Annotated in this window: 16 protein-coding genes; 9 read left to right on the top strand and 7 right to left on the bottom strand. The window is 54.3% G+C overall.

Features of this window, described 5'->3' with window-relative positions; all coding sequences use genetic code 11:
- Nucleotides 1-21: 21 nt before the first annotated feature.
- The 3 genes from ecnB to efp all read right to left on the bottom strand — a co-directional run bounded on the left by ecnB (nucleotide 22) and on the right by efp (nucleotide 1,023).
- Nucleotides 22-168: a lipoprotein toxin entericidin B gene (gene ecnB, locus L3068_RS01765; protein ID WP_003025482.1), complete on the bottom strand. Its 147-nt coding sequence runs from the start codon at nucleotides 166-168 to the stop codon at nucleotides 22-24.
- A gap of 108 nt (nucleotides 169-276) precedes the next feature.
- Nucleotides 277-408, bottom strand: a complete 132-nt coding sequence (locus L3068_RS01760) for an entericidin A/B family lipoprotein (RefSeq protein ID WP_013095266.1) — start codon at nucleotides 406-408, stop codon at nucleotides 277-279.
- 48 nt (nucleotides 409-456) lie between these two features.
- Nucleotides 457-1,023: an elongation factor P gene (gene efp, locus L3068_RS01755; protein WP_014882207.1), complete on the bottom strand. Its 567-nt coding sequence runs from the start codon at nucleotides 1,021-1,023 to the stop codon at nucleotides 457-459.
- Between the two features lie 40 nt (nucleotides 1,024-1,063).
- On the opposite strand from efp, the gene epmB reads away from it, so the two are divergent.
- Nucleotides 1,064-2,092, top strand: coding sequence for an EF-P beta-lysylation protein EpmB (gene epmB / locus L3068_RS01750; protein ID WP_023338937.1), 1,029 nt, complete (start codon nucleotides 1,064-1,066; stop codon nucleotides 2,090-2,092).
- A gap of 65 nt (nucleotides 2,093-2,157) precedes the next feature.
- Here epmB and L3068_RS01745 read toward each other — a convergent pair whose 3' ends face one another.
- Nucleotides 2,158-2,511: a DUF4156 domain-containing protein gene (locus L3068_RS01745; protein WP_014882205.1), complete on the bottom strand. Its 354-nt coding sequence runs from the start codon at nucleotides 2,509-2,511 to the stop codon at nucleotides 2,158-2,160.
- 232 nt (nucleotides 2,512-2,743) lie between these two features.
- Here L3068_RS01745 and L3068_RS01740 point away from each other — a divergent pair, with 232 nt between their 5' ends.
- The 3 genes from L3068_RS01740 to iadA are packed head-to-tail and all read left to right on the top strand — an operon-like array spanning nucleotide 2,744 to nucleotide 5,025.
- Nucleotides 2,744-3,409 carry a nucleoside recognition domain-containing protein gene (locus tag L3068_RS01740; RefSeq protein ID WP_023331837.1) on the top strand — a complete coding sequence of 222 codons (666 nt, stop codon included), beginning with the start codon at nucleotides 2,744-2,746 and terminating at the stop codon, nucleotides 3,407-3,409.
- Nucleotides 3,390-3,851 carry a YjiG family protein gene (locus tag L3068_RS01735; RefSeq protein ID WP_014882203.1) on the top strand — a complete coding sequence of 154 codons (462 nt, stop codon included), beginning with the start codon at nucleotides 3,390-3,392 and terminating at the stop codon, nucleotides 3,849-3,851. The genes L3068_RS01740 and L3068_RS01735 overlap by 20 nt, the downstream gene beginning before the upstream one ends.
- Before the next feature lie 10 nt (nucleotides 3,852-3,861).
- On the top strand, nucleotides 3,862-5,025 hold the full coding sequence (iadA, locus tag L3068_RS01730; protein WP_117581580.1) for a beta-aspartyl-peptidase: 1,164 nt from the start codon (nucleotides 3,862-3,864) through the stop codon (nucleotides 5,023-5,025).
- Between the two features lie 73 nt (nucleotides 5,026-5,098).
- Here the strand turns inward: iadA and groL are convergent, their stop codons facing one another.
- Both groL and L3068_RS01720 read right to left on the bottom strand, forming a co-directional pair.
- A complete protein-coding gene (gene groL, locus L3068_RS01725; RefSeq protein WP_014882201.1) occupies nucleotides 5,099-6,742 on the bottom strand; it encodes a chaperonin GroEL in 1,644 nt (547 codons plus the stop codon).
- Between the two features lie 31 nt (nucleotides 6,743-6,773).
- Nucleotides 6,774-7,067 carry a co-chaperone GroES gene (locus tag L3068_RS01720; RefSeq protein WP_003855929.1) on the bottom strand — a complete coding sequence of 98 codons (294 nt, stop codon included), beginning with the start codon at nucleotides 7,065-7,067 and terminating at the stop codon, nucleotides 6,774-6,776.
- 179 nt (nucleotides 7,068-7,246) lie between these two features.
- On the opposite strand from L3068_RS01720, the gene yjeH reads away from it, so the two are divergent.
- Nucleotides 7,247-8,494 (top strand): L-methionine/branched-chain amino acid transporter, encoded by a 1,248-nt coding sequence (yjeH, locus tag L3068_RS01715; RefSeq protein WP_014882200.1) that lies wholly within the window; start codon nucleotides 7,247-7,249, stop codon nucleotides 8,492-8,494.
- Nucleotides 8,495-8,518: 24 nt separating this feature from the next.
- On the opposite strand, the gene L3068_RS01710 is transcribed toward yjeH, so the two are convergent.
- Nucleotides 8,519-8,983, bottom strand: a complete 465-nt coding sequence (locus tag L3068_RS01710; protein ID WP_014882199.1) for an FxsA family protein — start codon at nucleotides 8,981-8,983, stop codon at nucleotides 8,519-8,521.
- Nucleotides 8,984-9,318: 335 nt separating this feature from the next.
- On the opposite strand from L3068_RS01710, the gene aspA reads away from it, so the two are divergent.
- The 4 genes from aspA (at nucleotide 9,319) to L3068_RS01690 (ending at nucleotide 14,288) form a co-directional block, all read left to right on the top strand.
- Nucleotides 9,319-10,755 (top strand): aspartate ammonia-lyase, encoded by a 1,437-nt coding sequence (gene aspA / locus L3068_RS01705; RefSeq protein WP_003855923.1) that lies wholly within the window; start codon nucleotides 9,319-9,321, stop codon nucleotides 10,753-10,755.
- Nucleotides 10,756-10,870: 115 nt separating this feature from the next.
- Nucleotides 10,871-12,172, top strand: coding sequence for an anaerobic C4-dicarboxylate transporter (locus L3068_RS01700; protein WP_023331834.1), 1,302 nt, complete (start codon nucleotides 10,871-10,873; stop codon nucleotides 12,170-12,172).
- 113 nt (nucleotides 12,173-12,285) lie between these two features.
- Nucleotides 12,286-12,609: a divalent cation tolerance protein CutA gene (gene cutA / locus L3068_RS01695; protein ID WP_014882197.1), complete on the top strand. Its 324-nt coding sequence runs from the start codon at nucleotides 12,286-12,288 to the stop codon at nucleotides 12,607-12,609.
- Nucleotides 12,585-14,288, top strand: coding sequence for a protein-disulfide reductase DsbD (locus tag L3068_RS01690; protein ID WP_032637713.1), 1,704 nt, complete (start codon nucleotides 12,585-12,587; stop codon nucleotides 14,286-14,288). The genes cutA and L3068_RS01690 overlap by 25 nt, the downstream gene beginning before the upstream one ends.
- Nucleotides 14,289-14,290 lie beyond the last annotated feature (2 nt).

Raw genomic sequence — 14,290 nt, 5'->3', positions numbered from 1 at the left:
CGGTTCCGTACCGTTAATTAATTACTGCTGTGCTTTTGTTGCCGCACCAGAGATTGCACTACCACCTTCAGAAATATCCTGACCAACGCCACGCGTGGTATTACAGGCAGTTAATACTGAAGAAAGTACCAGGACTGAAAAGATCGCTGCAATTGTCTTCTTAACCATAATATCTTCCTTTTATAGCCAAAGTTGTTTTGTGTATAGCAACTTAAGAATAGACAAGATCCCGCCGATTGACGGACAAGGAAGCATTTTTCGGAAAATTAGACGAGCTTAGCTGGCCGCGTGAGAAATGATATGCCCAAGATCCTGGATATCTTCCCCCATGCCGCGCGTGGTGTTACAGCCGGAAAGCAATGCACTGGAGAGCGCTAACAGAAGCAGAATTTTAACGGTACGTTTCATCATCCCTGCCTGCAAAAATCAGGCGCAGCGGGCGCTGCGCCCTGACTATTACTTCACGCGTGATACGTATTCGCCGGAGCGGGTATCCACTTTGATCACTTCGCCAGTCTGTACGAACAGTGGCACTTTAACCACAGCACCGGTAGACAGCGTCGCTGGTTTACCGCCAGTACCGGCAGTGTCACCTTTCAGACCTGGATCGGTTTCAACGATTTCCAGCTCAACAAAGTTTGGTGGAGTAACAGCGATAGGCTGACCGTTCCACAGGGTCACGATGCACTCAGCCTGATCCAGCAGCCATTTTTCGCTATCGCCAATCGCTTTCGCGTCAGCAGACAGCTGCTCGAAGGTTTCGTTGTTCATGAAGTGCCAGAACTCACCGTCGTTGTACAGGTAAGTCAGGTTCATATCCACAACATCTGCGCCTTCAGCGGAGTCGGTAGACTTGAAAGTTTTCTCAACGCGGGTACCGGTCAGCAGGCGGCGCAGCTTAACGCGTGCGAATGCCTGGCCTTTACCTGGTTTAACGAATTCGCTGGCTTCAACCGCGTACGGTTCGCCGTCCATCATGATTTTAAGACCAGCACGAAAATCGTTGCTATAGTACGTTGCCATAAGGCCCTCTAAATTTGTTAACTGGTAGCTAAGCCACAAAATGGCGCATATTGTAACCCTAAACACCCCGTCCAGAGAAGATTGGTTATCGCAACTTGCCGATGTAATCACCAGTCCTGATGAATTGCTGCGTCTTTTAGACCTCGATCAGCACCCAGAGTTGCTTGCGGGCCGCGAGGCAAAGCGCCTTTTCGCCCTGCGCGTTCCACGCGCGTTTGTTGCGCGCATGGAGAAAGGCAATCCTGACGATCCGCTTTTAAAACAAACCATTACCTTGCAGGATGAGTTCATTACTGCACCAGGGTACAGCACCGATCCCCTGGAAGAGCAGAACAGTGTGGTACCGGGTTTACTGCATAAGTATCTCAACCGCGCCCTGCTGCTGGTCAAAGGCGGCTGCGCGGTAAATTGCCGTTATTGCTTCCGTCGGCACTTCCCTTACGCCGAAAACCAGGGAAATAAGCGCAACTGGCAGGTCGCGCTGGACTATATCGCCGCCCATTCAGAGCTGGATGAGATTATTTTTTCCGGCGGTGACCCGCTGATGGCAAAAGATCATGAGCTGGACTGGCTATTAACCCAGCTTGAGGCCATCCCGCACATCAAACGTCTGCGTATTCACAGCCGTTTACCGATTGTCATTCCGGCACGCATTACTGACGGACTGGTGTCGCGCCTGGCGCAATCCCGCTTGCAGGTGCTGCTGGTGAACCATATTAACCACGCGAATGAAATTGACGATGCATTTCGCGCGGCCATGGCGCGCCTGCGTAAAGTGGGGGTCACGCTACTAAACCAGAGCGTGCTGCTGCGTGGGGTAAATGATAGCGCCCGCGTGCTGGCCGACCTCAGCAACGCCCTGTTTGATGCGGGTGTCTTGCCCTATTACCTGCATGTGCTGGATCGCGTGCAGGGTGCTGCGCACTTCATGGTGACCGATGAAGAAGCCCGACAGATTATGCGCGAGCTGTTAACGCTGGTTTCAGGTTATATGGTACCCAAGCTGGCGCGCGAAATTGGCGGAGAGCCAAGTAAGACGCCGCTGGATTTGCAGCTGCGGCAGCACTAAAAGGCAGGTGGCGCTACGCTTACCTGCCCTACAGGGTCCGGGCGCAGCGCCATCACCGCGTTAACTCAGTTCGGGCACTTGTAGACCTGGCCGCTCATCTGGCTGGCGGTTGGCACGAAGCTGGAGAGCATTCCCTGCGTTGGGCTACTCACGCCGTAAATCACATTGCCGCCCATCGCCGCAGCCTGGTTACGCAGGGCATTCGCCGCACCACGCATAGAGCCGCCCTCTTCACCATGCTGTCCCGACATCCAGTTGCTTTGCTCGCCCGTGGCCGTGCCTAACAGCTGGCATTCGCTACCCGGCTTATCTTCCACAAAGCGAACACCCTGGCCCGCCGCCGACAGCTCATTGCTGGAGCTACAACCCGCCAGCAGCAATGCTGCCCCTACAATCCCTGCACAGACTTTTACGCGCATGTTATTCCTCGTTTTCAATAAGCTGGACAGTAGTTGTCCGTGTCTAAATCTTATACCTAAAAGATGACCAAAAGAAAAATGCCGAGCATTTCTGCGAGCCAGATTCCGCCAGGCACTCCTCCGACATCTTAAATGAATTCTGATAATAGCCTTTGGGATATCGTGTTTTAGCCCTCGATCGTATGTAGTGGTGCGACGTACAACTTTTGTACGCAATGAAAAAGGGGGTTTCATGAGTGCATCATCCTCAGGAGAGGAAAAAGTGACATGGGTAGGCTATCTGGCGTTTGTACTCACCATCGTATTTTTCTCCGGTTTTTTCGCCAAAAGTACTGAATGGTGGCGCGTGCTGGACTTTACCGTCTTAAACGGTAGCTTTGGACCGGTCAACGGCGCCCTGACGTTTCGCGGCACGGGCGGAACGGGGGCGAAAGACGGGTTTTTATTTGCCCTTGAACTGGCGCCCTCGGTCATTTTATCGCTCGGGATCATTGCCGTCACCGAAGGCCTGGGCGGACTGCGTGCCGCACAACAGCTGATGACGCCTATTTTGCGTCCGCTGCTTGGCGTGCCGGGGATCTGCTCTCTGGCCCTTATCGCCAACCTGCAAAACACCGATGCGGCGGCAGGTATGACCAAAGAGCTGACCGACGACGGAGCAATTACCGACCATGAACGCGCCATTTTCGCTACCTTCCAGACCAGCGGAAGCGCCATTATTACCAACTATTTTTCTTCCGGCGCCGCGCTTTTCACGTTTATTACCGTCCCGGTGATCGCGCCGCTGGCCGTCATTCTGGTATTCAAATTTGTTGGCGCTAACTTCCTGCGACTGTGGATCGCCCGTATGGAAGATCATCGTATTCAGGAGGAAAAAAATGATCGCCCAGCCGCGTAAAAATATCATGGACATGTTTATTGATGGTGCCCGTCGCGGCTTTACCATCGCGACCACCAGCCTGCTGCCAAACGTGGTCATGGCATTTGTCATTATTCAGGCGCTGAAGGTGACGGGCCTGCTGGATATCGTGGGCAATGTTTGCGAGCCCGTCATGGCGCTCTGGGGGCTTCCGGGCGCGGCGGCAACGGTCCTTCTGGCCTCGGTGATGAGTATGGGCGGCGGCGTGGGGGTCTGCGCCAGTCTGGTCGCCGCCGGCTCACTCAACGGTCACGATGCCACCATCCTGCTGCCCGCCATCTATTTGATGGGCAATCCGGTGCAAAATACCGGCCGCTGCCTGGGTACCGCAGGCGTGAATCCGAAATATTACCCGCACATTATTACGGTTTGCGTCATTAACGCCCTGCTCTCAATGTGGGTGATGCAGCTACTCTTCTGAGGAGATAAAAATGGATTTTTCAGTTCTGGAACCCCATCTTTTCCGCAACGCACATCTCTACGCCCCGGAGGATCGGGGACATTGCGATCTGCTGATCGCTGGGGGAAAAATTGTTGCGATCGAAAAAGCGGGGCATGCAACAACGCGGATGGAGTGTCCTGAAACCGATCTCGCTGGAGCGGTGATTTGCCCGGGATTTATCGATCAGCACGTGCATCTCATCGGTGGCGGCGGTGAAGCGGGGCCCCACACCCGCACGCCGGAGGTGCGGCTGTCTGCGCTGGTAGCAGCAGGTATCACCTCCGTGGTTGGCCTGCTGGGCACCGACGGCGTCACCCGACACCCTGAATCACTGCTGGCAAAAACACGCGCGCTTGAGCATGAAGGGATCAGCGCGTGGATGCTGACGGGCGCGTACGGACTGCCTTCTCCGACGATTACCGGCAGTATTGAAAAAGATGTGGCGCTGATCGACAAAATCATTGGTGTGAAATGCGCGATTTCCGATCATCGCTCTTCCGCGCCAGCGGACGATCGGCTCGCCAGCATGGCCGCCCAGTCACGCGTCGGCGGGCTATTGGGTGCCAAAGCGGGTATCTCCGTTTTTCACCTCGGCAACAGCCCGAAGCTGCTGGAGCCGCTCCTTAACATTCTGAATAGCGCCGACGTTCCCCGCACGAAGCTGCTGCCAACCCACGTTAACCGCGGCGAGGCGCTTTTCCTCGCCGCGCTAAACTATGCTCGCGAAGGGGGTTATATCGATATCACCACCAGCATCAGCGAACCCATTGATGCCGCCACCGCCATTGCGACAGCCCGCGAAGCGCAGGTGCCGTTTAACCGTCTCACGCTCAGCTCGGACGGTAACGGTAGCCAACCGAATTTTGACGCAAATGGCAATCTGGTAGGTATTGGCGTGGCAGGATTCGAATCCCTTCCGGAAACCCTACAGCAGTTGGTCAGCCGCTATCACCTGCCGCTGGAGGAGGCGCTTCTGCCATTTACGCGTAATGTGGCGGAGTTTCTCGGGCTGGAGCATAAAGGACGGATCGCGCCCGGATGCGATGCCGATTTCCTGGTGTTGACGGACGATCTAAAAATCCACGAGGTCTGGGCGAAAGGCCGCCAGATGGTGCGCGAAGGTGTTGTGTGCGTGAAAGGCACCTTTGAGTAGCAGCTGGACAGGCAATAAAAAACCCCGGGCATCGCTGCCCGGGGTTCGTTCTGAGAGGTTCAGAACAACATGATTACATCATGCCGCCCATACCACCCATGCCGCCCATACCAGCAGCACCTAAGTCAGGCGCGTCGCCTTTAGGCATATCAGTAACCATGCACTCGGTGGTGATCATCAGGCCAGCTACAGATGCCGCATACTGCAGAGCAGAACGGGTAACTTTAGTTGGGTCCAGAATACCGAAGTCGATCATGTTGCCGTATTCTTCAGTTGCCGCGTTGTAACCGTAGTTACCTTCGCCCGCTTTCACGTTGTTCGCAACCACAGATGGCTCTTCACCGGCGTTAGAAACGATCTGACGCAGAGGCGCTTCCATTGCGCGCAGCGCAACTTTGATACCCACGTTCTGGTCTTCGTTCTGTGCAGTCAGGCCAGCCAGTTTAGCGGCAACACGCACCAGCGCAACGCCACCACCAGCAACCACGCCTTCTTCTACCGCAGCACGGGTCGCGTGCAGGGCATCGTCAACGCGCGCTTTTTTCTCTTTCATTTCAACTTCGGTCGCAGCACCGACTTTGATAACAGCGACACCACCTGCCAGTTTCGCTACGCGCTCCTGCAGTTTTTCACGGTCGTAATCAGAGGTTGCTTCTTCGATCTGCTTACGGATCTGACCAACACGGCCCTGAATAGCGGCTTCTTCACCCACACCGTCGATGATGGTGGTGGTGTCTTTGTTGATCACAACGCGTTTTGCCTGGCCCAGGTCTTCCAGGGTCGCTTTTTCCAGCTCCATACCGATCTCTTCAGAGATAACGGTACCGCCAGTCAGGGTTGCGATATCCTGCAGCATCGCTTTACGACGATCGCCGAAGCCAGGTGCTTTAACCGCAGCCACTTTCACGATGCCACGCATGGTGTTAACCACCAGGGTCGCCAGCGCTTCGCCTTCAACGTCTTCAGCGATGATAACCAGCGGTTTGCCTGCTTTCGCAACGGCTTCCAGCACTGGCAGCATTTCGCGGATGTTGGAGATTTTCTTGTCAGCCAGCAGGATGAACGGGCTTTCCAGCTCAACAGCGCCAGTCTCTGGCTTGTTGATGAAGTATGGGGACAGGTAGCCGCGGTCGAACTGCATACCTTCAACCACGTCCAGTTCGTCTTCCAGACCGGTACCGTCTTCAACGGTGATAACGCCTTCTTTACCGACTTTGTCCATCGCTTCAGCGATCAGTTTACCTACGGTTTCGTCGGAGTTAGCGGAGATGGTACCTACCTGAGCAATGGCTTTGGAGTCAGAGCACGGTACGGACAGCGCTTTCAGCTCTTCAACAGCGGAAGCGACAGCTTTGTCGATACCACGTTTCAGATCCATTGGGTTCATGCCCGCAGCAACGGCTTTCAGACCTTCAGTGATGATAGCCTGCGCCAGTACGGTCGCGGTGGTGGTACCGTCACCTGCAGCATCGTTCGCTTTAGAGGCAACTTCTTTCACCATCTGAGCACCCATGTTTTCGAACTTGTCTTCCAGTTCGATTTCACGTGCTACAGAAACACCATCTTTGGTGATGGTTGGCGCGCCGAAGGATTTATCCAGCACTACGTTACGGCCTTTCGGGCCCAGGGTCACTTTAACTGCATCGGCCAGTACGTTTACGCCGCGGAGCATTTTTACACGAGCGTCGTTACCGAATTTTACGTCTTTAGCTGCCATGTTCTTATTTCCTCAAATTCTCGTGCGTAAATTACGCTTCAACAATTGCCAGAATGTCGCTCTCGGACATGATCAACACTTCTTCATTGTCGATCTTCTCGGATTTCACGCCGTAGCCATCGTTGAAAATTACGATGTCACCAACTTTAACGTCCAGCGGCTGCACAGTTCCGTTTTCCAGGATGCGGCCCTTACCGACAGCGATGATTTCGCCACGCGTTGATTTGGCTGCAGCAGAACCGGTCAGAACGATGCCGCCAGCAGACTTGGTTTCAACTTCTTTACGTTTGACGATCACACGATCATGTAACGGACGAATACTCATTGATAGCTCTCCTTTGAGAAAGTCATTATCAGTTATGGATGACGCCGGCCCGCATGCGGTTTTCCGACTAGTGCCCTGAGAGATGGGGATAGCTTTTTCCCCCTTCAAGGGGGAGTTGAAAAAAAATTTTGCGAAAGTGTTACCATCCCCTCTCTTTTGGTATTGGCAGGACGATGTCAATGAGTGGACTTAAACAGGAGTTGGGACTGGCGCAGGGCGTTGGCCTGCTCTCAACCTCCTTGTTAGGTACGGGCGTATTTGCCGTACCCGCACTGGCGGCGCTGGTAGCAGGCAATAACAGCCTGTGGGCGTGGCCGGTGCTGATTGTGCTGGTGTTTCCGATAGCCATTGTGTTTGCCATCCTCGGGCGGCACTTCCCTGACGCAGGCGGTGTGGCGCACTTTGTCGGGCTGGCGTTTGGCCCGCGACTGAAGCGTGTTACCGGCTGGCTGTTTCTCTCGGTGATCCCGGTGGGTCTTCCTGCGGCATTGCATATTGCAACCGGCTTTGGACAGGCGCTGTTTGGCTGGCATAACGAGCAGCTCCTGCTGGCTGAACTGGGTACGCTGGCCATTGTCTGGTGGGTGGGCTCACGCGGTGCCAGCTCAAGTGCAAACCTGCAGACGCTGGTTGCGGTACTGATTGTTGCGCTCGTCGCGGCTGTCTGGTGGGCGGGCGATATCACAATTAAGGACATTCCCTTCCCGGCAGCGACAAACATTGACCATTCACAGCTTTTCGCCGCCCTTGCCGTTATGTTCTGGTGTTTTGTGGGTCTCGAAGCGTTCGCCCATCTGGCCTCTGAATTTAAGCAGCCTGAGCGCGATTTTCCGCGCGCGCTGATGATTGGCCTGCTGCTGGCAGGAACAGTTTACTGGGCCTGCACCGTGCTGGTATTGCACTTCAACGCATTCGGTGCGGATAAAGCGGCTGCCGCGTCACTGCCTGGCATAGTGGTACACCTGTTTGGCGTAAAAGCGCTGTGGGTCGCATGTATGATTGGCTATCTCGCCTGTTTTGCCAGCCTGAATATTTATATCCAGAGCTTTGCCCGTCTGGTGTGGTCGCAGGCGCTTTATAATCCTGAAAGCCGTCTTGCGCAGTTGTCCAAACGTCAACTTCCGGTGAATGCACTGAATACCGTGCTGGGCTGCTGCGTGTTGAGTACGCTGGGTATTTACGTACTGAAAATCAATCTGGATGCCCTGATCGTCTACGCCAACGGCATTTTCATTATGATCTATCTGCTGTGCATGCTGGCGGGCTGTCGTCTGCTGGAAGGCCGTTATAAAGCACTGGCGGTCGTCGGGGGTGTGCTTTGCCTGCTGTTGCTGGCAATGGTGGGATGGAAGAGTGTGTATGCCATCGTCATGCTGGCAGGGCTGTGGCTGTTTTTACCGAAGCGGCAAAATCCGCAGGCCCGGTGAGCGATGCGCCACCGGGCATAAAAATCACCGATCGTCTTTGTGGTCTAAACGGTCGTGCTGTTCATCCTTACGCTGATACTCCCCTTCAAACGTATCGCCCGGGCCCGTACTGAAGCCACCACCCGGCATACGGCTAAAACGCAGATGCGGCAGCAGCTTCATGGTCAGGTGTTTTTGCACTGGCGGCAGAAGCAGCAAAAGGCCGAGGAAGTCGGTAAAGAAGCCAGGCAGAATAAGCAGCAGACCCGCGATAATCAGCGACACGCTTTTGATCATCTCTTCTGCCGGGCTTTCGCCTGCAGCCATCTTCTGCTGCATTATCAGGAAATTTTTGAAACCCTGGTTACGCACCAGCGACATGCCGATGACGGAGGTGAAAATCACCAGAACCAGCGTCAGCAGGACGCCCAGTACATGGGCAACCTGGATAAAAATGGAAATCTCAATGTAAACATAGAGAAAGAAAGCAATAAATGGTATCCAGCGCACTGGCATCTCCTGTAGGGCAGGTGCCGTCAGGCCCCTGTCTGAATGTGTTCGCGACGCGCGTTTGTATGAAATGGTGGCAGTTAGCGAAAATTCAATCGGTTTGCACGGATATTTTTTCTGGAAATATTAAAGCGGTGACACATTTCACAGATTAATAATTATCATGGAATCGGCTCGATAATAAGTGATCCAGCTTACGGCAATTCGCTATCATCAGCATATGATCTCGAACATCTGGCTGATTGAGGGAATAATCGTCGGTCAGAAAATATTCAAAACCACATATATACTGTGTGTTTAGTACAATCCATCGGCAGCTTGAAAAGAAGGTTCACATGTTAAACAACATTCGTATCGAAGAAGACTTGTTGGGTACCAGGGAAGTTCCAGCGGATGCCTACTATGGTGTTCACACTCTGAGAGCGATTGAAAACTTCTACATCAGCAACAGCAAAATCAGCGACATCCCTGAGTTTGTCCGTGGCATGGTGATGGTGAAGAAAGCCGCAGCGCTGGCCAACAAAGAGCTGCAAACCATTCCTAAAAGCGCGGCAAATGCGATTATCGCTGCCTGCGATGAAGTGCTGAACAACGGCAAATGCATGGACCAGTTCCCGGTTGACGTCTATCAGGGCGGCGCGGGTACCTCCGTCAACATGAATACCAACGAAGTACTGGCAAACATCGGCCTGGAGCTGATGGGTCATCAGAAAGGTGAATACCAGTACCTGAACCCGAACGACCACGTTAACAAATGCCAGTCCACCAACGACGCCTACCCAACCGGCTTCCGTATCGCGGTGTATGCCTCCGTGGTGAAACTGGTGGACGCCATCAACCAACTGGGCGATGGCTTCCAGCGTAAAGCGGTTGAGTTCCAGGATATACTGAAAATGGGTCGTACCCAGTTACAGGACGCAGTGCCAATGACGCTGGGCCAGGAATTCCACGCATTTAACGTGCTGCTGAATGAAGAGACCAAAAACCTGCTGCGCACCTCTGAGCTGCTGCTGGAAGTGAACCTGGGCGCAACCGCCATCGGTACGCGTCTGAACACCCCGGATGGCTATCAGCAACTGGCGGTTCAGAAGCTGGCTGAAGTGTCCAACCTGCCGGTCGTGCCTGCGGAAGACCTGATTGAAGCCACCTCCGACTGCGGCGCGTACGTGATGGTACACAGCGCATTGAAACGTCTGGCGGTGAAACTGTCCAAAATCTGTAATGACCTGCGCCTGCTCTCTTCCGGCCCGCGCGCTGGCCTGAACGAAATCAACCTGCCAGAACTGCAGGCGGGTTCGTCCATCATGCCAGCTAAGGTGAACCCGGTCGTGCCAGAAGTGGTGAACCAGGTTTGCTTCAAAGTCATCGGTAACGACACTACCGTGACGATGGCCTCCGAGGCCGGTCAGCTGCAGCTGAACGTAATGGAGCCTGTGATTGGCCAGGCGATGTTCGAATCTATCCACATCCTGACTAACGCCTGCTACAACCTGCTGGAAAAATGCATTAACGGCATTACCGCAAATAAAGAAGTGTGTGAAGGCTACGTTTACAACTCTATCGGGATCGTCACCTACCTCAACCCGTTCATCGGTCACCATAACGGTGACATCGTCGGTAAGATTTGTGCCGAAACCGGTAAGAGCGTGCGTGAAGTGGTGCTGGAGCGCGGACTGTTGACCGAGGCTGAGCTGGACGATATCTTCTCCGCCCAGAACCTGATGCACCCGGCATATAAAGCGAAACGATATACCGATGAAAGCGAACAGTAACCGTTCAGGCTAGGCTTTTAAAGGCACGTCACTTGTGACGTGCCTTTTTTCTTTTTAGGCGTTACCAAAATACAACAATTCAATATCAACTTGTTAATAAGCAAGGCAGGTCCTTATGTTTGGAGCAGAACTCGTCATCGTCTTGTTGGCGATTTATTTGGGAGCAAGACTCGGGGGTATCGGCATCGGTTTTGCCGGCGGTCTCGGGGTGCTCGTTCTTACCCTTATCTTTCAGATTAAACCCGGCGCAATCCCCTTTGACGTTATCGAAATCATCATGGCAGTTATTGCCGCTATCGCCGCTATGCAGGTGGCAGGCGGTATGGACTACCTGGTGAGTCTGGCGGAGCGTATGCTGCGCCGCCATCCTAAATACATTACCTTCCTTGCCCCGCTGGTCACCTGGTTTATGACCATTCTCGCGGGAACTGGCCACACGGCGTTCTCCACGCTGCCGGTGATTACCGAAGTGGCAAAAGAACAGGGGATTCGCCCGTCTCGTCCCCTCTCTATTGCCGTCGTTGCGTCTCAGATTGCCATCACCGCGTCGCCGATCTCTGCCGCCGTGGTCTTCTTCGCCGGTATCCTTGAGCCGATGGGCGTGAGCTACCTGACGCTGCTGGCGATCTGTATTCCGGTGACGCTGATTGCGGTCATGATTACTGCCGTGCTGTGTAACTTCCTCGGTGCCGAACTGAAAGACGATCCGGTTTACCAGGAGCGTCTGGCAAAAGGTGAAGTGAGACTGCGCGGTAGCCAGGTCTTCGAACTGAAGCCACACGCAAAGCGCTCCGTACTGCTTTTCCTGATTGGTATCGTCGCAGTGATGTTCTACGCAACCGCCATCAGTGACACCGTGGGGCTGATTCAGAATCCGGTTCTGCCGCGTAACGAAGCGATTGTGGTGTTCATGCTGACTATCGCGACGCTGATTAGTATCACCTGTAAAATCGACACCAGCGAAGTGCTGAACGCCAGTACCTTTAAATCCGGTATGAGCGCCTGCGTGTGTGTACTGGGTGTGGCATGGCTCGGCGATACTTTCGTGAAGGCGCATATCAGCGATATCCAGACCGTAGCCGGCGACCTGCTGCACAACTACCCGTGGCTGCTGGCAGTCGTGCTGTTCTTTGCTGCGACCCTGCTTTACTCCCAGGCAGCAACCACCAAAGCGCTGATGCCTGCGGCACTCATGTTAGGCGTAACGCCGCTGACGGCGATTGCCTCTTTCGCAGCCGTTTCCGCACTGTTCGTTCTGCCAACCTACCCAACCCTGCTGGCAGCGGTTGAAATGGATGACACTGGCTCTACCCGTATCGGTAAATACGTGTTTAACCACGCGTTTCTGATCCCGGGCGTGGTAGCAATTACGCTTTGCGTCATCCTCGGCTTTATCATCGGTGGCATTGTGCTGTAAACCTTCAGCCGTTGTAAAAATAGTTAAAATCGGGCCGCACTGCGGCCCGATTCATTAATGACCAATCGTCTTGCGTGATATAGTGAAGACTTTCGTGATGAGGAGGTCGACTTGTGAACACGCCTGATGCCGTTGTCGTACTGTGTACCGCCCCTGATGAAGCCTCTGCCCAGGATCTCGCCGCCAAAGTGCTGGCCGAAAAATGGGCAGCCTGCGTAACGCTCCTCCCCGGCGCAACCTCCCTTTATTACTGGGAAGGCAAACTGGAGCAGGAGTACGAAGTCCAGATGTTGCTTAAAACCAACCGGGCGAACCAGCAGGCGCTCCTCGACTGCCTCAAGTCTCATCATCCTTACCAAACTCCAGAGCTGCTGGTGCTGCCAGTGCTCCATGGCGATAACGACTATCTCACATGGCTCAACGCTTCCTTACGCTGATCCTGCTGCTGTGCAGCACATCAGTATTTGCCGGGTTGTTTGACGCACCCGGCCGTTCAAACTTTATTCCTGCCGACCAGGCGTTTGTTTTCGATTTTCAGCAGAACCAGCACGATCTCAATCTGACCTGGCAGGTGAAAGAGGGTTACTACCTTTACCGCAAACAGGTCAGCATCACGTCCGCAAAGGCTAACGTCGGCGCATTGCAGATGCCCGCGGGCGAGTGGCACGAGGACGAGTTCTACGGTAAGAGTGAAATCTATCGTCAGCGCTTAAACGTACCCGTCACGGTGAATCAGGCGGATAAAGGCGCCACGCTGACCGTGACGTATCAGGGCTGTGCCGACGCGGGCTTCTGCTATCCTCCTGAAACGAAGGTCGTTCCGCTTACTGAAGTTAAAGCCGCTGCCTCCCCTCTTCCCTCTGGGGAGAGGGCCAGGGTGAAGGGAGAAGGCGAAGCCACTTCAGATCTTCCCTTCTCAGCATTTTGGGCGCTACTGATTGGTATTGGCATTGCCTTTACGCCGTGTGTACTGCCCATGTACCCGCTGATCTCCGGGATTGTGCTAGGCGGTAAGCAACGGCTTTCCACCGCCCGGGCGCTGCTGCTGGCTTTTATTTATGTCCAGGGCATGGCATTAACCTACACGGCGCTCGGCCTCGTGGTCGCCGCCGCTGGATTGCAATTCCAGGCAGCGCTTCAGCATCCTTACGTGCTTATTGGTCTGTCAGTTGTCTTTATTCTTTTGGCGCTGTCGATGTTTGGCCTGTTCACTCTGCAACTGCCCTCTTCGCTGCAAACCCGCTTAACGCTGATGAGTAATCGTCAGCAGGGAGGATCTGCAGGCGGCGTGTTCGCAATGGGTGCAATTGCCGGGCTAATCTGTTCACCCTGCACCACTGCGCCGCTCAGCGCCATCCTGCTGTACATCGCCCAGAGCGGCAATATGTGGCTCGGTGGCGGAACGCTGTATCTTTATGCGCTGGGGATGGGTCTGCCGCTCATTCTTGTGACGGTCTTTGGTAATCGTCTGCTGCCGAAAAGCGGACCGTGGATGGAGACGGTGAAAACCGCGTTTGGTTTTGTCATTCTGGCGCTACCGGTGTTCCTGCTGGAGCGCATCATCGGAGACGAGTGGGGAAGGCGTCTGTGGGCGATGCTTGGCGTCGCATTCTTCTCCTGGGCATTTATCGTCAGCCTGGGGGCGAAAAAGCCATGGATGCGCCTTGTGCAAATCCTGCTGCTGGCGGCTGCACTGGTCAGCGTGCGTCCGCTGCAGGACTGGGCATTTGGCACGCCGGTGGGTCAGACGCAGGCGCATCTGGACTTCACCCGCATTAACAATGTCGATGAGCTCAATAGCGCCCTGGCTCAGGCAAAAGGTAAACCGGTGATGCTCGATCTCTATGCTGACTGGTGTGTTGCCTGCAAAGAGTTTGAAAAATACACCTTTAGCGATCCTCAGGTACAAAGCGCCCTGAAAGAGACGGTGTTGCTTCAGGCAAACGTCACGGCCAACAATGAGCAGGATAAGACTCTGCTTAAGCACCTTAACGTACTCGGGCTGCCAACCATTTTATTCTTCAATGAACAAGGGGAAGAGCAGCCAGAACAGCGTGTAACCGGGTTTATGGATTCAACGGCATTCAGCGCGCATTTGCGCAATCGCCAACCGTAAAC

Source organism: Enterobacter cloacae complex sp. ECL414 (assembly GCF_021869685.1).
In the GTDB taxonomy this organism is placed as follows: Bacteria; Pseudomonadota; Gammaproteobacteria; order Enterobacterales; family Enterobacteriaceae; genus Enterobacter; species Enterobacter kobei.
The sequence above is the reverse complement of the archived record's forward strand: the minus strand, read 5'-3'. Positions and strand labels throughout refer to the sequence as shown.